We start from the raw sequence: 25,150 nt of genomic DNA, 5'->3' as shown, positions 1-25,150 counted from the left end.
GATTTCAATTCGTTAATCGCCTTGATGAACTCTTTTCGCTCTACTTCCCATAAAAAACTTCATGATCATTACAACTACCGCCAAGACGACCACAGTCACCGCAATACATAGCCATACATTCACCTGTAGCGTCTGGAGAACATAAAGCCATACATAAAGACCGGTGAGCGTAATGAACAACGTGGGAATGGTTAGCAGGATACCGACTTTAAAATAATAGCCCCATCTGATTTTCACATTTTTCGTGGATAGGACATGCAGCCAAAGCAGCGTGGCCAGGGAGCCGATTGGCGTAATTTTCGGTCCTAAGTCCGAACCGATCACATTCGCATAGATCAACGCCTCACGAATGAACCCATCGGTTTGCGTGCCTTGGATGGCCAGTGCATCGATCATGACCGTGGGCATGTTGTTCATAATGGACGACAGGATGGCTGCAATAAAGCCCATACCTACGGTAGCCACAAATAAACCTTGGTCTGCGACCGCTTGAATGACGTTGCCTAGTGCATCCGTAAGTCCGGCATTGCGCAAGCCATAAACGACCACATACATGCCGATAGAGAAGATCACGACAGCCCAGGGAGCGCCTTTTACCAGTTTCCAAGTATGAATCGCAGGACTTTTTCTTGCCGCGAACAAAAAGGCAATCGCTGCAACCCCAGCAATAATGGATACAGGGATCGAGAAAAATTCGCTGATAAAATACGCAACGAGCAGCGCGGCTAAAATGACCCAAGATAACTTAAACAGCCACATATCCTTAATGGCTTCCTTCGGCCTTTTCAGTTGCGTGAGATTGTATCGATTCGGGATGCTTTTCCGGAAACACAGATATAGCACTATGAGGCTCGCAATGACGGAAAAGAAATTTGGAACAATCATGCGGCTCGCGTATTCGGCAAAACCGATGTTAAAATAATCCGCAGATACAATATTCACCAAGTTGCTGACGACAAGTGGCAAGGAAGCCGTATCGGCAATGAATCCACTCGCTATAATAAACGGCAGGATCATCTTGTCATCAAACTTAAGCGCCCGAACCATAGCCAGTACAATGGGCGTAATGATCAAGGCCGCGCCATCGTTCGCAAACAGGGCTGCGACCGCCGATCCAAGCAGGATGATAAACACAAACATGAGAATGCCATTTCCACGTGCCAGCCAAGCCATGTGTAACGCCGCCCACTCAAAAAATCCAATTTCATCAAGCACCAATGAGATTAAAATAATGGCCACGAACGCCAAGGTGGCGTTCCACACGATGCCGGTAACGGTACCAACGTCTCCGAAGCTAACCACCCCGAAAAGTAAAGCAAGGATCGCACCAGCACTTGCGGACCAGCCGATATTTAGTCCCTTTGGCTGCCAAATCACAAAGGTTAAGGTAAATAAAAAAATAAGAAATGCAGTAATAGCCATGTAATCCTCCGCTACTCAATCGCAATCATTTTTGATTTGATCGATTTTTTCTTTTAATGATGGAAGGTAGCCCATGATCGCCTGAATATAGGGCTTATCTTCAACATTTAACGAATAATAAATCCATTGTCCTTTACGTGTTTCATTCACTAGCCCCGCCGCCTTTAATTTACGCAAATGCTGGCTGGCGTTAGGTTGTGATGTTTCCAGCAGTTCCACAATGTCACAAACACAAAGGGCGCGATCCTTTAATAAGGCCATCATCGTAAGACGGGTTTTATCCCCAAGCAGTTTAAGATTTTCTGCCATTTCATTGATTTGTTCCATTCCTTACCTCCCCTCAATTGTTATACGATCTCCTTAAGCCGCTTTGAGTAGTCCCGAAAACAATACATAACGGCTCATCAGCCTATTTTAACCCATCAATAAATATATACGGATTTACTTATATAATCAATCGATTATTTGTGAACAGTTTGTAAACCGCTAGAAAAAAGGCTACGTATGCCAAAAAAAGCCCTTGCAGATGCGAAGGCTTCTTTGGTTTAGACAAGGGCTGCGGTCAATGAAAAGGACAATGCGAATATTTATCCAGCACAACAAGACAATTTGGAAACGTCTTTATCGAACGTCAATGCTGCCAGTTTTAATCCTTCCGCCATGGTTAAATACGGCGCAAGGCTATCACGTAAATCCTCAATTGTTAAACCGAATTTCACCGCTAATGTCGCGGCGTAAATGACTTCCCCAGCATTTTCAGCGACAATATGGGCGCCTAATAGTTTTAACGACTTGGAATCAGCAACTAACTTAAAAACGCCTGTCGTTTCGCGATTTACAAGTGCTCTAGGCACTGCATCCAAAGGGAGAACGGAAGTTTTAACTTCATATCCCTTTGCCTTAGCTTGTTCTTCCGTAAGTCCTACCGTAGCAACGGAAGGAGAAGTGAACGTAACGCCAGGAACAGCTTCAAGGTTCACTTTCCGCTCTAACCCGCCAATTGCATTATCTGCCGCGATGCGTCCTTCATAAGCGGCCACGTACACAAACTGCGGCCCCATCGTGACATCACCTGCGGCATAAATCCCTGGGTTTGAGGTTTTCAAAAAATCATCGACAACAATCTCGCCTTTTGAACCTATAATGACGTTCGCAGCGCGAAGGTTGAGGGCTTCCGTATTTGGTTTTCTGCCGGTCGCAATAAGCAGTTGCTCGGCTTCGATGACTTTCGTTTCACCGTTTACTGAAAGATGGACTTGTTTAAAGTTGCCAGTCGCTTCAACGCGTTCATAGGTTACACCGGTAATAACCTGAATCCCTTGCTCAATGACTGCTTTAGTCACCGCCTCGGAGATTTCAGGATCGTACTCTTTAAAGACTCGCGGACTTCTTTGGATTAATGTAACTTCGGTACCTAAATTGTGAAACAGTTGACCTAATTCCATGGCGATATACCCCGAACCAATAACAGCAAGCGTTTTAGGTAATTGTTTAAGGTCAAGTAGTGACGTGCTTGTCAGATAATCAATGTCTGTTAGTCCTGGAATATCAGGAATCGACGGTGAAGCTCCTGTCGCGATTAAAAACCGTTTGGCGGTAAGCTTTCGCCCACTCACCTCGATAGTTTTTTCATCAACGAATTTTGCTTCTCCGCGAATGAGTTCAAATCCGTATTCACCAATTAAATGTTCATACTTTTGTTCACGCATTTCGGCTACAAGTTCATTTTTTTGTTCAACCAATTGAGCCAAATCAACGGCACTAGCGGAAGTATGTAGCCCCAAGAAAGGGTTATTTTTCGCTAAGTGATTGATTTCACCAGCACGAAGCAAGGTTTTCGATGGCACGCAGCCAATGTTTACGCAGGTTCCGCCTACTGTTCCGCGCTCGATAATCGCCACTTTTGCACCATGTTCGACCGCTTGAATTGCAGCAGAAAAAGCGGCCCCACCCGAACCAATGATCAGAAAATCATAGTCCCCCTCATCGCCAAGATTGGGAACATTATGAGATTCGAGAACTTCCGCATCACCGGATTGATATTTTGCCTCGTTGATGGCTTTTTTTGCTGTATCAATCTCCACTTCATCCGGTAATTCAAACGTCGCTTCTTCGCGGCGAAAACTCGCTTCAATATTCGCAGCTCCAATGTGTTCAAGTGCTGTTGCAACGTGTTCTTCACAGCCGTTGCATGTCATACCTTGAACTTTGATCCGGTATTTTTTCATTTTTTATCCTCCCGTTACACCAAATCCATATTGAGTAACCGATGCTTGAATCTGCTTCAAATCGGTTTTCTTATCATCAAAGGCAACCGTTACTTTCCCTTTGCTTCCCATGGGTTCAATGTCTACTTTGCTGACCCCGTCTACCTTTTGAATTAAATCTTGAATGACAGAAGGCGGGCAACATTCCAGTCCCGTCACCGTGAACACCACCGATTGATTAGCAACAGCTGTACTTTGCGCAGCTATCGCTGATTTTTCATTGTTCCCACATGCCGTACCCAATACTAACAGTGATAATAACACCATAATTCCCATTGTTGCTCTCACACAAAACACCTCTTTCTTATAGCATTCCTGTTTCAGCCAACCCTAAATAAAGAAATGCACCTAAAACTAAAATGGTCGTCATCCATAAGGTGATGACCGTACTTTTATTTTTGCGTTTGCGTCCATAAACCAAATAAAACGAAACACCAAGAAATACTAACGTCATGATCATTAAAAACAATTGGTACTGGATTGAAAAAATCGCAAGCGTTCCCGCCAAACCTGATAATCCAAGGGGAATGAGGATTATGGGTCCGAGACAACAGCTGGACATCAGAAAAGCCGATAATATCGCTCCCCAGCTTGTTAGTTTTTCTCTCAATATCATTCACCTCATTTTCGCTCTGGAACCGCGCAGCAGTCGTGTGTTGCATTAGCTTTTTCTTTTTTGTCAGCTCGTTTGAACATCATCCAAAGAGAAATCACAAATATAACGGCAAAAATAACACTAGCGGCGGTCTGATGGACAGCAAAATAAGCACCAAACGTAGTACCGGCAAGCAGAGGAAGAATCAAAACGAGATGACAAGGACACGAAAGCAGAGCTAAAAAGCCCCATCCCCATTTTTTTGTATGTTCTTTCATTTGATTTCCTCCTTTTCCTTTGGATCATCGTCAATCAACGCTTCGATGATTGGGCATTCATGTATCGCTTTTTCATCGGGACAGCGGCCTTTTAGATCTTTTAGCATCGTTTCGATTCGTTGAAGATCTCTTATTTTTAACCGGACATCTTCAAGCTTTTGAACAACGAAATCATTCATATCCGCACATCGCACATCGTCTTTGTCCACGACGCCAAGCAATTTATCAACTTCGGAGAGTGTGAAACCAAGCTCCTGTATGCGTTTAATGAACGTGATTCGGTTTATCGTATCTTCCGGATAAAGCCTGTAACCTGCCTCCGACCTTACAGGTTCGCTAATCAAACCTTTTCGTTCATAATATCGCAGTGTTTCTTTGTTAACGTTACATAGTTTGGCAATGTCTCCAGAACGGTATTTCATCTTTTCTCACCCCGTAATTAAATATAAACCCTGTACCATAGTACAGGGTCAATGATTATTTGTCTTTATGTTAAGTCGTATTGCGTAGACATACGGTGGAGGAAGAGCCATCACTCTTTCTTGGTTCGTAACAAACGTAAGCTATTTAGCGTGACGATCAGTGTTGCTCCCATATCCGCAAAGATAGCAAGCCATAACGTGAGCCATCCCGGCACAATGAGCACCAAAGCGATCAGCTTAATGATCAGCGCAAAAGCAATGTTTTGCTTAATGATTTTCAGCGTGTCACGGCTTAATCGTATCGTAAAGGGCAGCTTCGTTAAATCATCAGCCATAAGCGCAATATCTGCCGTCTCTAATGCCGTATCGGTACCGGCTCCCCCCATGGCAATCCCTACCGTTGCACTGGCCAAAGCCGGGGCGTCATTAACACCATCGCCAATCATCGCAACTTTACCGGTTTCTTTTAATTGCTTGATCGCTTCAAGTTTCTGCTGCGGAAGCAGTTCGGCCTTGACTTCACCTATGCCCACTTGCTTGCCAATCGCTTCGGCCGTCGCCCGGTTATCGCCGGTGAGCATGATCGTTTTTCGAATGCCTAACGCATGGAGCTTTTGGATCACATCACGACTGCTGTCGCGAACTTCATCGGCAACGGCGATTAAAGCTAGGGGTTTGGTTTCTGTGCCAAGCACCATAACCGTTTTCCCTTGTTTTTGTAAGCGCTGGGTTTCCTTAACCATCCGCTCGTTCATTTTAGACAACTCATCAAACAGCCGCGGACTTCCAATATAGTAGGTCGTGCCCTGAATGACAGCTTTAGCACCCTTTCCTGTGATGGAAGTAAAGTCTTGAGTCTCCCACTCGGTTAAGTCTAAGCCTTCATCATCAGCTTTCCGCACGATAGCCGAAGCTAATGGATGTTGGGACCATTTTTCAATCGCCGCCGCGATACCAAGTGATGATTTTTCGTCCTCGCCTTCGAAAGTAACCATATCGGTGACCACCGGAACACCCTTTGTTAACGTCCCGGTTTTATCAAAAGCAATGACCGATAGATGGCCGGTTTCCTCTAAGTGAATCCCGCCTTTAATGAGTACGCCATTTCTCGCAGCGTTACCGATGGCCGTTACAATGGACACTGGCGTGGAAATGACCAGCGCGCAAGGACAGCCCACGACCAGCAGGGCGAGTCCCCGGTAAATCCAATCTCCCCAGGCTGCGCCAAACAATAAGGGAGGAACCACCGCAATACCTAAAGCCAGGACAAGGATCGCCGGTGTGTAATATTGCGCAAACCGGTCTACAAACGCTTGGGAAGGTGCCTTTTCCGCTTGCGCTTCTTCCACAAGATGAATGATTTTGGCAATCGTCGTATCCTCTACCCGTTTGGTGATTTCAACTTCCAATAAGCCTTCTTCGTTTAACGTTCCGGCAAATACATCGTCACCCTCTGTTTTTTCCACTGGAACGGATTCGCCGGTAATGGCCGCTTGATTGACGGCCGAACGTCCTTTAATCACTTTGCCGTCCATGGCAATTTTTTGTCCGGGTTTCACGATCATGATGTCACCAATGGCAATATCATCGACGTTGATCTGGAGCTCCTGTCCGCCACGCCGAATCGTCGCTTCCTTGGGGGCCACATTCATGAGCGAACGAATGGAATGCCGCGCTTTTTCCATGGAGAAACTTTCGAGGGCTTCACTAATCGCAAACAGAAAGACGACGGTCGCCCCTTCCATCCACTGCCCGATGGCAGCAGCTCCAATAATCGCGATGGTCATAAGCGTATTCATGTTGAAGTTAAAACGTACCAAGCTTCGAATGCCCTTGATAAACAGCTCATAACCACCAATCAGGATCGCCAAAGCAAATAACATGAATGATGCCGGATGTTCTTCACCAACGAACCAACCCGAAATGAGGAAAATAGCCGATAACGCCGTTGTGATCGTCGATCTCCGTTTCCAGAACGGCTCTTTTTCAATGGATCGCTGCTCTTTTTCCGGATACACCTTTAAACCTTCAAATGCACCGGCCTTCTCCAGCTCCTGAACGCTGGCCTCACCGTAGACCGAAATTTTAGAGGCGCCAAAATTCACCTGCGCATCCTCGACCTCGGGGAGTGCCTTAACATTTTGCTCAAATTTCGCGGCGCAGTTCGTACAAGTAAAGCCTTGGACTCGATATACACTTTTTTTGCTTGCAACATCAGACATGGACTTTATCCTCCTTCCCATGCTCAAAGGCCAACAAAACAAATTGCTTCACATGTTCATCATCCAGCGAATAAAAGACCAATTTTCCCTCTTTCCGGTACTTGGCCAAGCCCATGTTGCGGAGCAAGCGCAGGTGATGGGATACATTAGCAATAGTCGTTCCAATGATATTAGCCACGTCACAAACGCACAATTCCTCTTCTTGGCATAATGCCAGGGCAATCTTGACTCGCGTTTCATCGGCCAGTGCCTTGAAGATTTTTGCCATACGCTGTGTGTCGCTAGTCTCCAAACTTTGCTTTACCCGATTCACCTTGTATTCGTCGTAACAAAAAATTTCACACACGTCTTGTGCCATTATCATCACCACTCATTCAAATGTTTGTTTGATTATTTTAATATAAACTATTAAAACAATCAAACAAATATTTAAATACAGGTTACGTAGGTACCAGTAGTTTATCCAAGTCAGTTGAATTTCCGATCAATAACCGCGCCAAGGATAAATGTCCTATTTAAGCAGATAAGCCGCCCAATGGCTGGGCGGCTCGATTATTTCCTTAAAAATGTTTTTTTATGTTCGAACTCTTCATCATTTATTTCCCCGTTTACATAACGCTCTTTTAAGGTCATCAGAGGACGATCTTCAACTCTGCTTTTTCTCATTAGGGATCGGATAACCGCGTAAATCACCACGATCAAAAGCAGAAAACCGATCCCCATCATGACACACATCATAAACATCATGGAACCATCCATCATCGATCCGTCCATCACTATAATTGACCTCCCCTGCTACTTTATTCTCAACTCATTTAAAAACCCCCTAATGCTCTAGGGGGTTGACGAAATAATTGACTGCGCCAATCATTAAGCGGCCATCGCCCGGCAAGCTTTCGCACAGGAAAAGCACGCTTCGGCACAACGCTGACAGTGCTCGTGTTCATGCTTTTTGCACTCATTCCCACAAGCTTCACAAACCTCGGCACAGATCCGGCAGATCTCTTTCGCGTAGGAGCTGTTCATCGACATCGCTTGCGCGGCGAAGGCACAAATGTCGGCACATTCCCGGTCCAAACGAATACATTCTTTCATCACTGCGACATGATCTTCTTTTAAACAAGCATCATAACAGTGATTGCACGCTTGCATACAACGGATACATTCCTCAATGCAGGATTGAAATTGTTCGTGTGACATGGGTGGTTAGCCTCCTTTTGTTTCTTCTATTGTTTTTTACCCCTTACGGGAGAAAAACCGTCAATTAATGTTTCATGCCCGGCATGTTGCTCATATCATGGCCACCACTGTTACCGGTATTTGGCTGTGACCCCGATCCCGCCGGTGAAAGTTCACTGTCGGTTACCCATTTATGATTTTTCACCGGTTCTCCACCTGTGGTCGGCGTGTAATCGACCATATAAACCGTCGTATGCTCCGCTGAATCAATGGTAGCTGTCGCACCTTTCATCCCTGGCATGTGATCAGCCTCCAAGGTAACCTGTGCCCCCGGTTTCAACGCTTCCGCACCGGGATTTTTCAATTCTTCATGAATTACCCATTTATGATTCTTCACCGGCTCCCCACCGTTTGTTGGAGTGTAGGATACCGCATAGGCTGTCGTATCATAAGCTCCGACAATCGTTGCTGTAGCACCTTTCATCCCTGGCATGTGGTCCGTTTGCATGATGACTTGACTTCCGACTTTAAATTTTGGATTCTGGGCTTCTTTTAATCCAGCAGGCACTTCGCCTGAGCTGGAATGATTCATACCGGAATGATCGCTTTGCTGCCCGTTATTGCTGTTCGTAGGAGCCGGGGGCGTTGTATTCGGCGGTGTACTCGGATTCGCTGTATTATTGCCACATGCAGTTAATACGGCAATCATAACAGCGGCAATGATCATAACTAGTTTTCTTTTCATGTCAAAACCTCCCACTATAATTTAATGTTTTCTCGCTTTTTCTCACGCATTCTTAGATTTTCAACCATCGACTCTCTCAAGAGATGGAGAAGTCATGTAGACGTGGAATAATTTTCTGAAGTAGTCGGTGACGGGAATAGAGATTGGAACACATTTCCCAATCTATGGGCGATTCATATGACCGCACCTTGGATGTCCACTCTTGCTCCTCGACGACTTACCCTCCCATGTCACGCTGGGTCTATGCCCTTACATTCCTTCGTTCTATCTCTCGAGGTGTGGATGCCGTTTCTTGCTCCTTTACTGGGTCGTTGCCCTTACGGAATTAGATCCTACGGCTGCTCCGTGCTTCAGTTGTCGTTGGTTGATTTCAAGTTCGGGTGAGGATGGTTTGAATTAAGCTGCTACCTGTAACTGAGCCTGACGTACCGGCCCTAGAACGTCGCTTGCTTGGTACGTAATACGTTTGGTGCCTAGCGTGTACAAGACTCGAATCAGCTTACCGCAGAGTGCTACAAGGGATTGTTTCTTCTTCAGCGGGTTCTGACTTCGTGTCGTGAAATAGTGGTGCATCGCCTTAAACTCGGTGTTCTTGGCGACCATCGGCATCACCGCCCGGAACAGTAACGCCCGGAGCCTGGATCTGCCGCGCTTTGTAATCGTTGATTTTCCTTTTTTCTTTCCTGAGCTGTTTTCTTTCAGGTTAAACCCTGCGAGTCGGATAATCTGTTGACCGTGGTCGTAGCCGCTGAGATCTCCGACTTCTGCTAGGAAGCCGGCGAGCGTCACGACGGCAACGCCAGGGATAGTCAGCATTTCTTTTGTTCCTGGAATTTGAGCGAGCAGTCGCTCGACTTCCGTCATGATATCTTCAAGCTGTTTGGCGAACATCTCGTACTGCTCCAATAGCGTTCGCAGCTCGATTTTCGCCGCTGACAGGCCTTGCGTCAGCCCGATGGAGGTCCTCGCAGTTTCAATTAATTGAGTTGCTCGCTTAGGACCGACAGCGCGCTTCACGTCTTCCTTCCAGCGACGCACGATTGCGCTGGCACCTAGTGCCACAATTTCGCTCGGTGTGGGGAATTCACTCAGCGTAATCAGCGAAGCCTTGCCTTCCCAGTCCTTAAACACCTGACCGTACTCCGGAAAGAAGCGGTCTAACCAGTTCTGTACCCGGCGCTGGACCTGGCCAAAGTTCACCATGACCTTCTCCCGAAGATTCATCAGGATCCGAAGGTCTGCGTAGACGCCCACCGGCAATTTCGGTTCGCTGTACTTTCCGCTTCTCACAAGATCGGCGATGACTTTAGCATCTTTGTAATCGTTCTTCGTTGGAGAGTTGTCTTCTAGTTCTTTACTTTTGCTCACGTGATGCGGATTAACAACGACGACCTTTACATTCTCCCGTTGCAGAAATTCAGCCAATGGAAACCAATAGTGTCCGGTTGGCTCAATCCCCAAGACGATTTCTGCCTTGTGATGACGCTGCTGGAGCTCTTTCATCCACCGTACGAGCTTCGATAACCCTTGGTGGTCATTGCCAAATACACAGTCTTTGCCGAGTTCGATTCCGCGGAAATCGACGGCTCTTGCAACGTGCCTTTGCTTGGCAATGTCGGCTCCGACAACAAGAGTTGTATCGGTAATTTGTAGAATGCGTTGATTCTGCTTCCTGGCGTGTTTATACTTCATTGTAGAGTGCCTCCTGTGCTGGGATTTGTTCTTTGGTCGGAACGTTCCCCAGTATACAGAAGGTGCTTTTTTCATTCAAACCTCGAATTCATTCATTACAGGAATGGCTCCTGTTATCAATTGATAGCTTGTCCTTGGTTGGCAATTTTATTCCAATCAGTCCCATAATCAGTGGACACATAAACATCTTTTTTTTCGGTGGCCAAGGCGAGCTCTTTCGGATTCGCCGGACTTCCCGTTAGGTACGATATCCCGTCACCGTTTTGCACCGGCGTTTTAATGGCGGTCGGTTGTTTCGTTTGCAGATTAATGCTGACCAGTTCAGATTTTCCGGTACCGATCAGCAGTTCCCCTTGATCCGTAAAAGCTAACGCGGAAACCGGCTGGTCCGTATAAAGAGCAGCAAACGTTTGCCCGTTATCGTTGGAAAGATACGCCCCCGAAGTGGTGCCGATCGCCACAATCGCATCCTGTGTCGGATGCACCGCGAGCGCCGTAATCTGTCCGGAAATACCGGACATAGAGCTGCTTATCCAGGTATTGCCCTCATCTCGGCTGTAAAACAAACCCGCAGCCTTCATTTTCGAATTCGGTTCGGGATTGATCACATACAGGGTATGTGTCCGATAACTCACGCTCATGCCATGAAGGTCAACTTCGCCCTCCAAAGCCAAAACAGTAATCGCTTTTCCTTCATCGGTACTTTTAATCAGACCCATGGGATTTTTGTAACTAGAACCGACTGCGGGATGACCGCTGCTGTAAAAGCCGTTATCGGTCATGGAGAAGCCCATATAATCATGCTTCTCCCCTGGGGCGTCACTCCACTTGCCATCAGCGTAGACTTTTATCCCGTTATGTGCAGGGATGAAAAGACGTTTGCCGTCGCTGGAGTAGCCAAGACCATGAATGTGCGTGAAAGCAGCGCTTCCCGTATCATGGGAGCCGTGCGGATCGTCGCCCGTTTTCTTGGAACATGCTGTGAATACTGCGGTAATGGCAACTGCCATCACGAGTGTGATGATCTTTTTCAGGAAAACGTCCCCCCTAAAACTGATTTTCTCTATATTCATCGTCGCAAATCAGACGATTTGCAGGATAGTATAAGTTTACCCATCACTTGTGAAGATCCTGTGTAGATGAGCAGATGTTGGTTTAAAATAAACGGTTTTCTTTCGGAAGTCGGATCATAAACGTGGTGCCATGCGTACTTTCTGCCCACACCTGCCCGCCATGAGCGGTGACGAGCTTTTTGACGATGGTTAACCCCAAACCGCTGCCGCCGGTTTTCCGATTACGTGATTTGTCCCCCCGGTAAAATCGCTCAAAGATATACGGTAGATCCTCTTGCCCAATACCGCTGCCCGAATCCTGCACGCGAATCAGTACGTCTTGTTCTTCCTCGGCAGCCTCAATCTGCACCTGTCCATGTTCCGGCGTGAATTTTAGAGCATTGCTAAGCAGATTCACGAAAATTTGGATCATACGATTCCGGTCCGCAAAAATTTGAATATTCGGGCTACAGCGAAACGAAAGCCCCACGTTTTTTTCCAGATAAGCCGCAGCCACGAGATCCACCCCTTGGGCAAGTATCGCATCGAGAGGTTCTCGCTTTCGTTCCAATTGAAAAGCCGGTGAATCCATATGCGTTAAGTCTTCCAGTTCAGCTACCATTTGCGTGAGCCGTTCAATTTCTTCGAAACACGCATGGATACGCTCCGGGGTTGGTTCCCAAACCCCATCTTCAAATGCTCGCATATGGCTTTTCAGCGTGGCCAGCGGCGTGCGAAGTTCGTGCGCAATGTCTTCGGTCATGGTGATCCGAAGCTGCTCTTGTTTATGCAACTGCGCGGCCAGTTCGTTCAGCGAAGTGCCAAGCTCTGCAAGTTCGTCATTGCCGCCGATCATAACCCGCGTATCGAGCTGCCCGTCCGACATCCGTTCGGCAGCCTGTTTCATGTCCACAAGCGGCCGGGAAATCCGTTTTGCGATATAAAAACCGATCAGAACCGCAAGAATGATCGAACCGGCGAACGTCAACATAATCGATTGGAAAAGCGCCTGCTCCAAGTGATAATCGAGTTGCGACACATCATGGTTCATGCCTGCCGCTTGGTCATGGAACATGGAAATATGGTAATGCGTGGCCAGTATCACGCTTAAGGTCGAAATGAGCAGGATGCACGTCGCGGTACCGATAATGATGAAAGCCAGGCGTGTGTGCAGTCGCTTGTTCATGTCGTGCCCCCTGCAAACCGGTAACCTAGGCCGTATACAGTCACAATATACTGCGGATTCTTCGGGTCCGGTTCAATTTTGTGGCGTAAGTTTTTTACGTGCTGATCGATGGTCCGCATATCGCCATCAAAGGCGTAGCCGAGTACCTTATCGACCAATTCCTCACGCGTAAAATGCCGCTGTGGATATTTGGCCAAGGCAAGCAGCAGCTTATATTCATTCGGTGTTAAATTGACCGGTTCTCCATGGCAGAACACCGTATGTTTCAGCGAATCAATGTCGAGATGGCCATCGTTAAAGGATAACCGGTCGGCAAGCAAATGACCGTCATCCGTTCGGCGCAAGATCGCCCGGACCCGGGCCACGACCTCACGCGGATCAAACGGTTTGGTCAAATAATCGTCCGCCCCCATGGACAACCCTTTGATTCGATTGTTTTCAGATACCTTTGCAGTAAGCATCAGAATGGGTACCGAATTCATCTTCCGTATCGTTTGGCATACCTGCTCCCCATCCATATCCGGAAGCATCAGATCGAGTATCACGAGATCGACGGACTCCCTTTGCAGCGCCTGCAAAGCTTCACTCCCTGTCGCGGCTTCCACCGCCTGAAAACCTTCTTTTTTCAGATAGGAAACCACGACATCCCGAATTTTTCCTTCATCATCCACCACCAAAATCGTCTTCATCAGGTCCTCCTAAACAAAAATGATTTACGGCTCACCCCGCGTTGCTGCTTTCCCGCTTTCTCAGCCACCAATACACAACAAACACCACCAGCAGAAAGACAGCGTAGATCAATAATGTCCACAATACATTGCCGAGATCGGAAAGCAGTTGATCGCCAATAACGGCAAATACAAACATCACCGGTATTTTCCCGATCAACGTAGCGGCTATAAAGGTGCCAAACCGCATTCGACTGATGGCTGTATAGATATTGACGAAAGCAGCAGGCACAAACGGAATCAGTCGGGCGAGTAACACTGCAAAAAACGCATTGCGCTCCATTAAGGCTGTAAATTGGTCCACTCGTTTGAATTTGGCCAAGAGCCTCATTCCCTGCTCCTGAAAAACGACCCTCACCAACAAAAATAGCAGACCAGCAGCAAGGGTAGAGCTGAGGATATTGAATACCCCACCTAAAAAGGGGCCATATTTGGCCCCTATGATTCCGGCAACCACGCCATATGGAACAACAGGAATAAGGGCGAGTAACACGGCTGCGCCAAACAGCAGCATGAGATGATTGGCGCTATCATCATCCAACCACCGAAGGATCGGATCTTTGTTTAGGATGATGACGATGACCCCGATCACGTAGCCGAGAAATAAAAGCCGTTTCTTCATCATCCGTTGCCGCACGCCGTCATATGTTGAAGTTCCGCTATCGTCAGGCGTTCAACGAATCTCGAGAATTTTTCTTTCTTTTTCCCTAACTCTTGAAAAATCGCAATTAGACGTGTAACGAGGGGGATAATCCGATCCTCCGGAATGCCTGAAGCGTATAACTGGCCGAGACGGGCTTTGATGCCCTTGGCTTCGCCGCCGACATAGATATCGTACACGTCATTCATCTTCACGACCGCGATGTCTTTGAGCAAAGGCTCGCTGGTGCCGAGTGCACATCCGGCATACCCGATTTTTAAAGGACTTGGGACTTCTTGGCCGACAATGGCCTGATCAAGCTGTACCGCCACGTTAAGACCGGCATCGTCGGCTCCCCTGCAAAAATTGCAGGTGATCAAATTTTTCGTATAAAATCCTGCAGGTTGGATGTCTAAACCGGCTTCTTTCAATTGGACTTGTACAGTATCGATCCGGTCGTCCTGCATCTCCACATAGAGCTGTTTAAAAGTGGTCAGTTCGATCTTGGCATCGTCTCCCACAATGGAACCCAGTATAGCCAGTTGCTCCGGCTTAAAGAGAGAACCGCCTTCCTGGAACCCCGGCGACACCGCAAATTTCTTGTAAGCCAATTTCCCCACGCTCCTTCTTACAATTTCGCCCGCTGCAGCCGGAGGGCATTGAGTACAACCGAAACCGAGCTGAACGCCATCGCTGCCCCTGCCAGCCAAGGAGCTAAAAATCCTGCCGCGGCAATCGGGATGCCGATCACATTATAGGCTAGCGCCCAAAAAAGGTTTTGCTTGATATTGGTCATCGTTTTGCGGCTCATCAAGATGGCATCCGGAATGCTGTTCAGATCGCCGCGCATCAGCGTTACATCAGCAGCTTCCATGGCCACATCGGTGCCGGTGCCAATGGCCATGCCAATATCGGCGGTAGCCAGTGCCGGGGCATCATTAATGCCGTCGCCAACCATGGCCACTTTCTCGCCCGATTGTTGCAATTTTTTCACTTCATCCGCTTTGCCTTCGGGCAGGACTTCCGCGAGTACCCGGTCGATCCCGACCTGACGGGCAATCGCCTGGGCGGTCCGTTCGTTGTCTCCTGTGATCATCACCACATCAAGCCCCAGTTCTTTGAGCCGGGCAACGGCTTGCTTGGAACTCTCCTTGATCGTATCGGCCACCGCGACGATACCCGCATACTGACCATCGACGGCCACCAGCATGGCTGTTTTCCCCGATTCTTCAAGTTCATTCATCTGCTGGAAAGCCGGCTGCGCATCGATCTGATTGCTCGCCATCCATTTGCGTGTGCCGATCAGCACATGTTTACCATCGACGACCGAGCGAAGACCAAACCCCGGTACCGCTTCAAACGCCTCGGCTTCCGGAAAAGCAATGTTTCGCTCCCGAACGCCAGCGACAATGGCTTCCGCAAGCGGATGCTCGGAGTTTTTCTCGGCTGCCGCCACGATAGCAAGGAACCGGTTTTCATCCATGGATTCCGACACGATCACATCGGTGAGTTCGGGTTTTCCTTTGGTCACCGTACCGGTTTTATCCAGTACAACGGTCGTAATTTTGTGCGTCGATTCCAGGTGTTCGCCACCTTTAAACAAGATGCCGAGCTCCGCCGCCCGGCCGGACCCGGCCATAATCGACGTAGGAGTAGCCAGGCCAAGTGCACAAGGGCAGGCAATCACAAGCACCGCAATGGCTTTTTCGAGAGCACCGGCGAAATCACCGGGCGCGACACCGAAATACCAGACAAGGAAAGTGACTACCGCAATCCCGACGACAATCGGAACAAAGATGCCGGAGATCACGTCGGCTATGCGTTGAATCGGGGCTTTCGAGCCTTGCGCTTCTTCCACAACTTTGATGATTTGCGCAAGGGCCGTTTCTTTGCCAACCTTGGTGGCCTGAATGCGCAGCATACCGTTTTTATTGATCGTTGCCCCGATCACCGAGTCGCCCTGCCGTTTGCTGACTGGGATGCTTTCGCCCGTCAGCATCGATTCATCGACCGAAGATGAACCTTCCAGCACCATGCCGTCAACCGGCACTTTTTCACCGGGTTTCACGATCACAACATCACCTGCAGCCACGTCCTCAATTGCAATGGCCACTTCCTGACCTTCTCGCACGACCAGCGCCGTTTTGGCCTGCAGGCCCATCAATGTTTTAATGGCTTCCGATGAACGCCCCTTCGCTAACGCTTCAAACAGTTTACCGAGCACGATCAGTGTAATGAGGACCGCGCTGGTTTCGTAGTACATGGCTGGCTGATGGGCATGCACGTCATTCGCCCACTGAACCGTTAAATACAAACTGTAGAAATAGGCGGCCGATGTGCCGAGCGCCACCAATACATCCATATTGGCGCTGCCACCCCGAAGCGCTTTATATGCGCCGACATAAAAGGGGCGTCCGACGATAAATTGAACGGGCGTGGCCAAGATCAATTGAAACCAAGGGCTCATAAAAAGATCCGGCACCCAAATCCAAGCCGTAAACGAAAAGTGACCGACCATGGCCCATAACAGCGGCAGCGACAAAATGGCGGACAGCAGGAACCGCTTTTGCTGCGCCTTGATTTCTTTCTTCCGATGGTCTACCGCCTCTTGCTGATCCTGTTTGAGCGCTGCCTTGTATCCGATCTGTTCCACTTTCTTCACGATATCCGAAGTGGACACTTCGGTAGGCGAGTATTCAACGTGAGCCGTTTCCAGCGCCAGATTAACGGTCGCTTTTGATATGCCAGGCAATTTGTTGAGCCCCTTCTCGATCCGAGCGGCACAAGCAGCACAGGTCATGCCGCTAATGTCAAAATCCACCGCTTCTTTCACGGTATCATAGCCAATGTCTTGAATTTTTTTTTCGATTAGGGGAATATTCACTTTATCCGGATTGTATGTAACGGACGCCTGTTCAAGAGCAAAGTTCACATTGGCTTCCGACACACCTTCCAGTTTGCTTAAGCCTTTCTCAATCCGGTTTGCGCAAGCGGCACACGTCATACCCGCTATTTGCAGCGTCGTTTGCTTGTTTTGCTGTTCTGTCGTGTTTTGCATGATTTCCACCTTTCTCATACCCCTACAGGGTATATAAATTTGTAAAAAGAAAGGCCACCGGTGGCGGCCTGTTTACTTGTTAGGCGACGTCGTACCCTTGTTCTTCGATAGCTTCTTTTACCGCATCCAAGGACAATTTATTTTCGTCGTATTCGACCGTCACTTCGTTGTTTTTCAGGTCCACATGAGCCGAACCGCCGATTTCTTTGACAGCTTTCTCAATCGAATTTACACAGTGTTGGCAGGACATGCCGTTTACTTTTAGCGTTGCTTGTTGCATATAAAATTCCTCCGATAGTTGTATTATTTCATTAATTTATTAACCGTAATCAAGAGTTCGTCAATGACTTCACTTTCCCCGGCCTGGATACGTTCCACCACGCAGCTCTTCATGTGTCCTTCGAGCAGCAGTTTGCCTACGCTGTTCAAGGCCGACTGAATCGCAGCGATCTGGTTCAGTACATCATCACAATAAGTATCCCGCTCGATCATGCCTTTTACTCCGCGAATTTGGCCTTCGATCCGATTCAGACGGGAGATCAAATTACCCTTCGTTTTGTCCGAATGATGGCTCTTTCTTTCGCTGTCCGCAGAGCAACAGGAATCGTCGGTTTCGTTTATTACCACTTCCTCTTGGTTCGCCACGACTTATCACCTCACACTCCAAATATACAATACCCCCATTGGGTATGTCAAGGCAAATGTTTTATTTAGATGCTCCCCAAAAACAAATGATGCTACACGTTAAACAATGACGTTCTTACAGATGCCTTCTCCTTATCCCTGTCGTTTTAGGTGGATCTTCTTTCTCTTACATAAGTTCTACATATACATCGTCTATCATGGATTTATCGGGATGCAAATACAGAAAGGGATGATAAACAATGAAAACTGGCTGGAAACTCAAGAGCGTCATGATCATTGGCGCTTTTTCTATTGTATTGGCTGGTTGTGCCGGTTCGCCCAGCGGAATGAGCGGAATGGATCATTCGAAAATGAATATGAAGGGAACAAACGAACCTCAGAAAACAACAGATGTTCAAGCAGTAAAGTCTCAGGTATTGACGGGAAAAGTAATTAATTTGACCGCGATGGAAAGCAATCAGGAAATCGCCCCCGGTAAGACTCTACCAGTATGGACGTTCAACAATTCCGTTCCAGGCCCAGAAATTCGGGTAAAGCAAGGAGATACGATAAAAATCAATCTGAGAAACCAACTGTCGGAGCCAGTCACGATTCACTGGCACGGCGTTCCTGTACCAAACGCCATGGACGGCATTCCGGGCGTAACACAAAATGCCGTGCAGTCGGGCCAGTCGTATACGTATGAGTTTAAGGCAGATGTCCCGGGCACCTATTGGTACCACTCTCATCAGGATAGCGTGAATCAGTTGGATCGCGGATTATACGGATCTTTTGTGGTGGAAGGAAAAAACGATGAAAAAGTAGATCGGGACTTCACACTGATGCTGGATGAGTGGATGAGCTCTGGAAAGGGTATGTCCGGCATGGCCATGTCGGGGATGGATATGTCTGGCATGGATCACAGCGGCATGAATATGCACAGCGGCGATTCCTCATCCAAGGAAAGTAATACGAATTCCATGCCTATGGCGCATGATATGAGCATGTACGATCTTTTCACGATTAATGGGAAATCTGGATCGCTTGATCAGCTTCCGGTCAAACAAGGAGATAAAGTACGTATTCGTTTGATCAATGCTGGGTACTTGTCTCATCAAATACATTTGCATGGGCATGAGTTTAAAGTCATCGCAACGGATGGCCAGCCGGTAACCAATCCAGGTATCTTGAAAGATAGTGTGCTCAGTATTGCTCCGGGAGAACGTTACGATATGGAATTTATTGCCGACAACCCCGGCCAATGGTTGATTGAAGATCATAGCAATAATAAAGCTGCATCGGGCATGAGAGCCATGATTGTTTATAACGGGGCTCCAGCGTCTTCCGACAAATCCAACGCTTCAGAGAAACTTTCAGCAGTTGACTTGGCCCAATACGGCGAAGCCGGTAAAAAAGCCTTTTCGCTTAATCAAAAATATTCATTAGAATATACGATGAACCTGAACACTGAAATGAAAGACGGCAAAATGGCTTATACCATTAACAACAAGACATTTCCAGACACCGATGCGCTGACGGTCAAAAAGGGCGATACCGTTAAAGTACGTCTCGTGAACAACTCCAAGACCGATGATCATCCGATGCATTTGCACGGTCACTTTTTCCAGATATTGAGTAAAAACGGAGTTCCCTTCAAGGGTTCTGCCATTATCAAGGATACATTAAACGTGAAGCCGGGAGAGGAATACGAGGTCGCCTTTGAAGCGAATAATCCCGGCGACTGGATGTTCCACTGCCATGACCTGCATCACGCTTCTGCCGGCATGGTAACGGAGTTGAAATATACAGATTATAAGAGTGATTTTGTGGCTGATCCGAACGCAGGGAATAAACCGGAATAATAGTAAACATGGGGATGGTCTAAACCATCCCCTTTATGCTGTTGAGATCGAGGAGTAGCGGATAAGCCCCCACTCCCCATTTATCAAATTGTAAGTTTCCTAACAGCCAAGATTTACTGGTGAAGAGTCCATGAGAGATGTATATTAGTGCTTAAGCGGCTGATCCTGTTTGCGACCAGCCGCCTACTGCTGTTTATCCATTACTCTCCGGGCTTCGTTGTCATTAGGCCATACAGTTTCGTGTGCCGCGGGAACTTGTCGGTAAACGGTACGAGGGAACTACCTACCTTCATCAGACCATTCCCGGCGTCAACATTCGTAATGTAGGACAGTTGCAGGTCCGAAATGTTGAGCAACTCGGCAAGCTCCATCCGGTCGGTGCTGGCCTGATTCAGCATGACGATGAATTCACTGTTTGCAAGCATGGTGCGGGCTGTATGACTTTGCAGCAGATCGTCCACATTTTGCGTAATCCCTGTGCAAAAAGCGCCATACTTACGGACACGCTTCCAGAGCGTGAACAGAAAGTTGGAGCTGTATTCGTGCTGGAACAATAGGTAGATTTCATCAATAAAGATAAACGTATTCTTGCCTCTGGCGCGATTTTGCGTAATCCGATTCAAGATATTGTCGAGTACGACCAGCATGCCGATGGGAAGAAGCTGCTTGCCCAAGTCGAGAATATCGTAGCAAATCAGCCGATTGTGGACGTTGACGTTGGTCGATTGGGCGAACGTATTCAGACTGCCGGAAGTAAATAATTCAATGGCCAGCGCGATATCCTGCGCCTCCGTTTCTGCTTGCTTGAGCAGCTCTGCGCGAAAATCCTGCAATGTCGGCGGCTGTCCCTTATAGTTGCTCCGCAAATACTTGCGGTACACAGCGGCGGTACAGCGATCGATGAGCGACTTCTCCTTGGCTCCAAGCTGATGTCCACCAGTCAACTGCTCGCACAACGACAGGACGAATTCCGATTTAAGAATGATCGGATTGGCTCCGTCGCCATAATCCCGGTTCATATCCATCGCATTGATATGGTTCGACGAAGTAGCAGAAATGTGAATCGTCTCGCCACCCAGCGCATTTACCAGAGCGGAATACTCCCGCTCCGGGTCAATCAGGATAATGTCGTCATCGCTCGCCAATATCTGGTTGACGATTTCCCGTTTCGCGGCAAAGCTTTTACCGGAACCGGATACGCCAAGGATAAAACTGTTTCCATTCAGCAGTTGCTTTCGATTGGCGACGACCATATTTTTGCTGATGATGTTTTGCCCGTAATAAATGCCGTCTGGATGCACGATCTCCTGCGCTCGAAACGGAATAAAAACAGCCGTACTTTCAGTCGTGAGCGTCCGCAAAGCATGTACCTTTCGCAGCCCATACGGTAGCACCGTATTCAAACCGTCCATTTGCTGATAGGAGAGCGTAGAAAACTGGCACAAATGCTTGCGAGCCGTAGTGAGCAATGTCTCCGTATCGCTATCGAGTTGTTCTTTGCTGTCCGCGACATGCACCATCGTAAGTAATCCGAACATCATCCGCTGGTCGCGTGTGGTCAGGTCGCTAAGAAACTCCTTGCTTTCTTTGCGCTGCTGCTCCATGTCGTAAGGGATGACAGCAGAAAAGTTGTTATTGCGATTTTGCCGCCGCTGCCAATTCGTAATGTTCGTTTCCACGCCGAGCAGTCGATTCTCCACTTCGCGGACAGCTTCGTCGGTCGGAATCGGGATCACATCGAGCGACAGCAGCAAGTTGCGGTTCAAGTCGCACAGTTCGGCTACCATGCTGTCCTTGATGTAGCTGGCGTAATCACGCAGAAAGATGACCCGACCGTAGTATTCTCCCATCCGAAAATGATCTTTGGCAAACTCGAAGGTGTCCGGGCAAATGTAATCCTTGAAATCGTGACCCTTGCGCATCATCTCCTGCATGTCGAAGCGAAAATCGGCTTCCTCGCCAATCCGGAAGAAGTCATGCAGAATGCGCAGGCGGTCAGTCGCATCAAGTTCAGTACATTTCGAGCCGAGACGAGAGAAATGCGCCGTCAACTCCGTGCCGACCCGCGCGAAGTAATGGCGAGCTTCATCCACGTTCTTTTTAACTACGGAAATGGTGATGTATTTCTCTTGAATCGTCCCATTTGTGTTGCCATCGGTCGCTTTACCAAGCAACATGTCGTTGTACTCCTGCCGATACACATCCAGCCCGTCGTGCTGGAGCGGAATAAGAATGGAACGTTCTACATCTGCCTGATTAAGCCGCCGATTGTGAATCGTAATCTTCGTCGTCGCGCCGCTGTCAAACGAATTAAGCAATTCGGAGTAGGAAAGGAACATCGTCTCCTTGTCCTCTCTCGATGCGACAGCGTAGTTTATGTCCGCGAAACGGAACGACTTTGAGAATTTGTTACCTACAGCAAAAATCCCGTCCGGCCAGATGGCGCGGATCGGGATCGCTTGTTGTACGCTTTTGGGAATGACTGACCGTTCCTTGTCCTGCTTCATGGTGCGCCTGAGCGTCTTAATCATTGCGCTTCATCCTTTCTTGCTCACGCTTGTGCAGGCTTCCTTTTAGCGCTTCGTAGTATATGTTGGTCGAGCGGAAGACAAGCCGTCTTGGCATCAGAAACTCCGACTTCACATACGCCCACAATAGTTGCTCCGCCGTCATACCGTGATAGCGGATAAACCCGAGCGCGGCGCAGGGAGCTGCCCCCAATATGCACATCCAACTGAGCGTTTCCAGTCCGAAATGACTGCGCAGCCCGAAATACAGTCCAATCGCCGCAGCGACCGCCAGAATAGAAAAAAAGAACTGCCGCAAGGACAGTCCGAAGAACAAGCTTTCCGTATAATCCCGGATTTCCCGGTTGATTTTCACTTCCACTTTTTATCCCTCCCGGATGAGCAGTCTACGCCTCAGGCTCGTTGCGTTCAGGTTTGAACAGTGTGTCGTCATCAAATGGCACAGGATTGCTCAATAGTTCCACAGCAAGCTGAAAGCCATCCTTCATTCCTTGCAAATATAACCACTCATTGATAATCGATTGTTTAAAATGATGTCTGTCCTCCCAAGCTTCAAATTCAGGCATACGACCAATATCCATACCAACAAACAAGACTTGAAAAGCCTTCTTTTCTTCAGCACGAACACGCTTGAGATCAGGATGATGCTCGAATCGTGCAGAAACGTAGTCCAATCGACCTTGAATAGCTGTTCGAAACCACGGTGGAATTTCCATTACCTGCTTCCCCCCACAACTCTTTTACCTTACCCGCTGCTTCTGCTTGGCTTTCATGTGATGATAGCAGGCTACTAGCTGATCGACCTTCTGACTTTGCTCTTGAAATGCTTGATGGCCGGATAAAGAAATGGATTGCTTTATTAACTGTTCACCAAGCGAATTCAGCTTTCGCCGCTCCTCTTCCAGCTCTCTTAACAATTCGTTCATTTATCCATCCTCCCGTTTTTATTGTGAGAGCCGACATTTTTGAATGAAACTCGTTGTATGTTAGAAGACTACTTCGATGGTAAGTTTTAATCTCATTTATGTCAATTGTGTACTCCTCCATAATGGGAGTTATAAACTCAACCCCTTTAAAGAGGTGACGCTTGATGATTGGTTACGATAAAAAGAAGGTGGGGCAACGCATTCGGAAGCAACGAGAGGCTTTGGAAATATCTCGTGAACAACTGGCTGAACGAGTTGGACGGGTCCCAAGATTTTGCGCCGATATTGAACGAGGTAAAGCCGGGATGTCCATTGAAACGATGTTCAGTATTTGCAATTTGCTCAAGCTTTCTCCTAATGAATTGCTCCTTGGTCAAGAGGAGAGCGCCACACCTTACAATGAAACGGCATTGATTATGGCTGCGCTCAATCAATGCACTGAGAAGCAGCGCAAGGATGCTCTGGCGCTATTAAAGCTTTTTTTGACCGCAATCCGATAACTCCCATCATTCACAAGGTGATTACAGTCCCATCATTTCGCGCACGATACGATCTGCCATCTTCACCGTACCGACAAGAACGAGCATGTTGAAAATGAGTTCCCCGATATACGTCCACACCATCGTAACCGCGCCCGCACTAGAATCGATGGCTGGAGGAGCGGTAGCAAAGGCGGAATAAATGATACACGCCAGTACAATAATCGCGCCTTCCAGACACGCTGCCGCGTATCCTTTCAGGAACGACTTGCCGATATTTTGGCTTGGCTCCCCCGCAAATGCGGACAGCGGAACGGGGGCTATTGCCGTATACAAATAGATACGGAAAAAGCGCCCGTACACCGAAAGGATCATCACAAAGGATAGCACCGTAATGAACAAACTGCCGAGAATGGTGACGATCCAAAGCGGAATGCTTTGCCAGAAGCCAACGTCTTCAATCGCTTGCGCTACCGTATCCGGCAAGGCCATAGCCTCTGTCGTTCCAAACCCGGAGCGTCCCATCATCGTTGAGATGATCCCCTGTACAATCGTAAAGAGAGCCATCATCAACTCCAGACCATAGGTTACGACCGCCTTGGCGAGCACAAAGCGGATAAACAGCTTGACGGCCATCTCCGGCCTTTTCACTTCCGCAAAACTGCCGGTCGACTTCACCACGCCAATCACAAAAAACAAGACCAGAAGCGCCAGTCCCGTCGCCTGCAACGCACCGTGAATATCTGTGATGACACGCCAAACGCCCCCACCCTTAAAATCCGCTGGCGATTGCGTAACGAGGCTCCAGATTTCATTCATCTTATCGTTCCAGGTATCCAAGGCATTTTCGAGGTTGTCGATCACCCAACTGTTTTTTGACACATGCTCACCCCTTCCGTAAACGGGGAACAGACGAAACGTCCGCCCCCCTTCATCCAAAGCTTCAGGCTCATCCGGCAATCAGGGTAAGAATTTCCTTCGTAAACGTAATAATGACCCCTCCGGCGAGCGTCAGAAACCCGTTTGCGCGCTGAGAAGGGTCATGGGATTTTAGCGACAATCCAATTTGAACAATGCCGAAACCGAGAATAATCATGCCAATCGCACGGATTAAACCGAAGATAAAAGTAGACAGGTTGTTGACTGTCGTCATCGGATCGCCCTCTGCATAAGCAGTGGAGACGAATACAGTTCCCGTTAAGATCAGCACGATGTACAGGGCCAGCAGCCGTTTCGTTTTCATTT

29 protein-coding genes are annotated in these 25,150 nt (G+C 48.0%); 2 read left to right on the top strand and 27 right to left on the bottom strand.

All coding sequences use genetic code 11. The features are described 5' to 3' along the window. Nucleotides 1-12: 12 nt before the first annotated feature. The 21 genes from H582_RS27205 to H582_RS0112040 form a co-directional block, all read right to left on the bottom strand. A complete protein-coding gene (locus tag H582_RS27205; RefSeq protein ID WP_043111223.1) occupies nucleotides 13-1,422 on the bottom strand; it encodes an arsenic transporter in 1,410 nt (469 codons plus the stop codon). A gap of 15 nt (nucleotides 1,423-1,437) precedes the next feature. Beyond that, a complete protein-coding gene (locus tag H582_RS0112115) occupies nucleotides 1,438-1,749 on the bottom strand; it encodes an ArsR/SmtB family transcription factor (protein ID WP_028598744.1) in 312 nt (103 codons plus the stop codon). Nucleotides 1,750-2,009: 260 nt separating this feature from the next. Then, nucleotides 2,010-3,650, bottom strand: coding sequence for a mercury(II) reductase (gene merA, locus H582_RS30925; RefSeq protein ID WP_084137146.1), 1,641 nt, complete (start codon nucleotides 3,648-3,650; stop codon nucleotides 2,010-2,012). 3 nt (nucleotides 3,651-3,653) lie between these two features. Then, on the bottom strand, nucleotides 3,654-3,977 hold the full coding sequence (gene merP, locus H582_RS31885; RefSeq protein WP_127464349.1) for a mercury resistance system substrate-binding protein MerP: 324 nt from the start codon (nucleotides 3,975-3,977) through the stop codon (nucleotides 3,654-3,656). A 16-nt stretch (nucleotides 3,978-3,993) separates the two neighbouring features. After that, nucleotides 3,994-4,299, bottom strand: a complete 306-nt coding sequence (gene merT, locus H582_RS31880) for a mercuric transport protein MerT (protein WP_164820105.1) — start codon at nucleotides 4,297-4,299, stop codon at nucleotides 3,994-3,996. An 11-nt stretch (nucleotides 4,300-4,310) separates the two neighbouring features. Further along, complete coding sequence (locus tag H582_RS30920) at nucleotides 4,311-4,562, bottom strand: hypothetical protein (protein ID WP_084137143.1); 252 nt, start codon at nucleotides 4,560-4,562, stop codon at nucleotides 4,311-4,313. Beyond that, entirely contained in the window at nucleotides 4,559-4,984 is a 426-nt protein-coding gene (gene merR / locus H582_RS0112100) for an Hg(II)-responsive transcriptional regulator (RefSeq protein ID WP_028598742.1), read from the bottom strand. The genes H582_RS30920 and merR overlap by 4 nt, the downstream gene beginning before the upstream one ends. Nucleotides 4,985-5,094: 110 nt before the next feature. Beyond that, the gene (locus H582_RS0112095; RefSeq protein WP_028598741.1) at nucleotides 5,095-7,206 is read right to left on the bottom strand and encodes a heavy metal translocating P-type ATPase; all 2,112 of its coding nucleotides are present in this window, start codon (nucleotides 7,204-7,206) and stop codon (nucleotides 5,095-5,097) included. After that, complete coding sequence (locus tag H582_RS0112090) at nucleotides 7,199-7,564, bottom strand: ArsR/SmtB family transcription factor (RefSeq protein WP_028598740.1); 366 nt, start codon at nucleotides 7,562-7,564, stop codon at nucleotides 7,199-7,201. Before H582_RS0112090 ends, H582_RS0112095 begins: the two co-directional genes overlap by 8 nt. A gap of 194 nt (nucleotides 7,565-7,758) precedes the next feature. Further along, a complete protein-coding gene (locus tag H582_RS0112085) occupies nucleotides 7,759-7,980 on the bottom strand; it encodes an SHOCT domain-containing protein (RefSeq protein ID WP_052333175.1) in 222 nt (73 codons plus the stop codon). Nucleotides 7,981-8,076: 96 nt separating this feature from the next. Then, nucleotides 8,077-8,406 carry a four-helix bundle copper-binding protein gene (locus H582_RS30915; protein ID WP_084137141.1) on the bottom strand — a complete coding sequence of 110 codons (330 nt, stop codon included), beginning with the start codon at nucleotides 8,404-8,406 and terminating at the stop codon, nucleotides 8,077-8,079. Between the two features lie 64 nt (nucleotides 8,407-8,470). Further along, a complete protein-coding gene (locus H582_RS30910) occupies nucleotides 8,471-9,130 on the bottom strand; it encodes a YdhK family protein (RefSeq protein WP_084137138.1) in 660 nt (219 codons plus the stop codon). A 396-nt stretch (nucleotides 9,131-9,526) separates the two neighbouring features. After that, nucleotides 9,527-10,822, bottom strand: a complete 1,296-nt coding sequence (locus tag H582_RS0112080; protein WP_028598738.1) for an IS110 family RNA-guided transposase — start codon at nucleotides 10,820-10,822, stop codon at nucleotides 9,527-9,529. 116 nt (nucleotides 10,823-10,938) lie between these two features. Further along, nucleotides 10,939-11,895 carry a F510_1955 family glycosylhydrolase gene (locus H582_RS0112075; RefSeq protein WP_028598737.1) on the bottom strand — a complete coding sequence of 319 codons (957 nt, stop codon included), beginning with the start codon at nucleotides 11,893-11,895 and terminating at the stop codon, nucleotides 10,939-10,941. Between the two features lie 82 nt (nucleotides 11,896-11,977). Further along, entirely contained in the window at nucleotides 11,978-13,060 is a 1,083-nt protein-coding gene (locus H582_RS0112070) for a sensor histidine kinase (RefSeq protein WP_028598736.1), read from the bottom strand. Further along, the gene (locus H582_RS0112065; RefSeq protein ID WP_028598735.1) at nucleotides 13,057-13,749 is read right to left on the bottom strand and encodes a response regulator transcription factor; all 693 of its coding nucleotides are present in this window, start codon (nucleotides 13,747-13,749) and stop codon (nucleotides 13,057-13,059) included. The genes H582_RS0112070 and H582_RS0112065 overlap by 4 nt, the downstream gene beginning before the upstream one ends. A 31-nt stretch (nucleotides 13,750-13,780) precedes the next feature. Beyond that, nucleotides 13,781-14,413 (bottom strand): TVP38/TMEM64 family protein, encoded by a 633-nt coding sequence (locus H582_RS0112060; protein ID WP_052333174.1) that lies wholly within the window; start codon nucleotides 14,411-14,413, stop codon nucleotides 13,781-13,783. Further along, nucleotides 14,410-15,039: an NAD(P)/FAD-dependent oxidoreductase gene (locus H582_RS0112055; RefSeq protein WP_028598733.1), complete on the bottom strand. Its 630-nt coding sequence runs from the start codon at nucleotides 15,037-15,039 to the stop codon at nucleotides 14,410-14,412. Before H582_RS0112055 ends, H582_RS0112060 begins: the two co-directional genes overlap by 4 nt. 17 nt (nucleotides 15,040-15,056) lie before the next feature. Further along, nucleotides 15,057-17,486: a heavy metal translocating P-type ATPase gene (locus H582_RS0112050; protein ID WP_028598732.1), complete on the bottom strand. Its 2,430-nt coding sequence runs from the start codon at nucleotides 17,484-17,486 to the stop codon at nucleotides 15,057-15,059. A 79-nt stretch (nucleotides 17,487-17,565) separates the two neighbouring features. After that, nucleotides 17,566-17,766: a copper chaperone CopZ gene (gene copZ / locus H582_RS0112045; RefSeq protein WP_028598731.1), complete on the bottom strand. Its 201-nt coding sequence runs from the start codon at nucleotides 17,764-17,766 to the stop codon at nucleotides 17,566-17,568. Between the two features lie 23 nt (nucleotides 17,767-17,789). Continuing rightward, complete coding sequence (locus H582_RS0112040; protein ID WP_036631816.1) at nucleotides 17,790-18,113, bottom strand: metal-sensitive transcriptional regulator; 324 nt, start codon at nucleotides 18,111-18,113, stop codon at nucleotides 17,790-17,792. A 257-nt stretch (nucleotides 18,114-18,370) separates the two neighbouring features. Between H582_RS0112040 and H582_RS0112035 the strand changes: the two genes are divergently transcribed. Then, entirely contained in the window at nucleotides 18,371-19,972 is a 1,602-nt protein-coding gene (locus H582_RS0112035) for a multicopper oxidase family protein (protein ID WP_028598729.1), read from the top strand. A 200-nt stretch (nucleotides 19,973-20,172) separates the two neighbouring features. Here the strand turns inward: H582_RS0112035 and H582_RS0112030 are convergent, their stop codons facing one another. The 4 genes from H582_RS0112030 to H582_RS0112015 are packed head-to-tail and all read right to left on the bottom strand — an operon-like array spanning nucleotide 20,173 to nucleotide 23,426. After that, nucleotides 20,173-22,503, bottom strand: a complete 2,331-nt coding sequence (locus tag H582_RS0112030; RefSeq protein WP_028598728.1) for a VirB4-like conjugal transfer ATPase, CD1110 family — start codon at nucleotides 22,501-22,503, stop codon at nucleotides 20,173-20,175. Next, the gene (locus H582_RS0112025; protein ID WP_028598727.1) at nucleotides 22,496-22,861 is read right to left on the bottom strand and encodes a PrgI family protein; all 366 of its coding nucleotides are present in this window, start codon (nucleotides 22,859-22,861) and stop codon (nucleotides 22,496-22,498) included. The genes H582_RS0112030 and H582_RS0112025 overlap by 8 nt, the downstream gene beginning before the upstream one ends. A 25-nt stretch (nucleotides 22,862-22,886) precedes the next feature. After that, on the bottom strand, nucleotides 22,887-23,216 hold the full coding sequence (locus tag H582_RS30905; RefSeq protein WP_076119667.1) for a hypothetical protein: 330 nt from the start codon (nucleotides 23,214-23,216) through the stop codon (nucleotides 22,887-22,889). A 24-nt stretch (nucleotides 23,217-23,240) separates the two neighbouring features. Then, nucleotides 23,241-23,426, bottom strand: a complete 186-nt coding sequence (locus tag H582_RS0112015) for a hypothetical protein (RefSeq protein ID WP_021877385.1) — start codon at nucleotides 23,424-23,426, stop codon at nucleotides 23,241-23,243. A gap of 164 nt (nucleotides 23,427-23,590) precedes the next feature. On the opposite strand from H582_RS0112015, the gene H582_RS0112010 reads away from it, so the two are divergent. Beyond that, nucleotides 23,591-23,926 carry a helix-turn-helix domain-containing protein gene (locus tag H582_RS0112010; RefSeq protein ID WP_028598726.1) on the top strand — a complete coding sequence of 112 codons (336 nt, stop codon included), beginning with the start codon at nucleotides 23,591-23,593 and terminating at the stop codon, nucleotides 23,924-23,926. Between the two features lie 21 nt (nucleotides 23,927-23,947). On the opposite strand, the gene H582_RS0112005 is transcribed toward H582_RS0112010, so the two are convergent. Together H582_RS0112005 and H582_RS0112000 are read right to left on the bottom strand one after the other, a co-directional pair. Continuing rightward, entirely contained in the window at nucleotides 23,948-24,865 is a 918-nt protein-coding gene (locus tag H582_RS0112005) for a VirB6/TrbL-like conjugal transfer protein, CD1112 family (protein WP_240479006.1), read from the bottom strand. Then, on the bottom strand, nucleotides 24,855-25,148 hold the full coding sequence (locus H582_RS0112000; protein ID WP_256715116.1) for a glutamyl-tRNA amidotransferase: 294 nt from the start codon (nucleotides 25,146-25,148) through the stop codon (nucleotides 24,855-24,857). The genes H582_RS0112005 and H582_RS0112000 overlap by 11 nt, the downstream gene beginning before the upstream one ends. Nucleotides 25,149-25,150: the final 2 nt, after the last annotated feature.

It is taken from the genome of Paenibacillus pasadenensis DSM 19293, assembly GCF_000422485.1.
Lineage (GTDB): Bacteria > Bacillota > Bacilli > Paenibacillales > Paenibacillaceae > Paenibacillus_O > Paenibacillus_O pasadenensis.
This window is presented reverse-complemented; position numbering and strand designations above follow the sequence as displayed.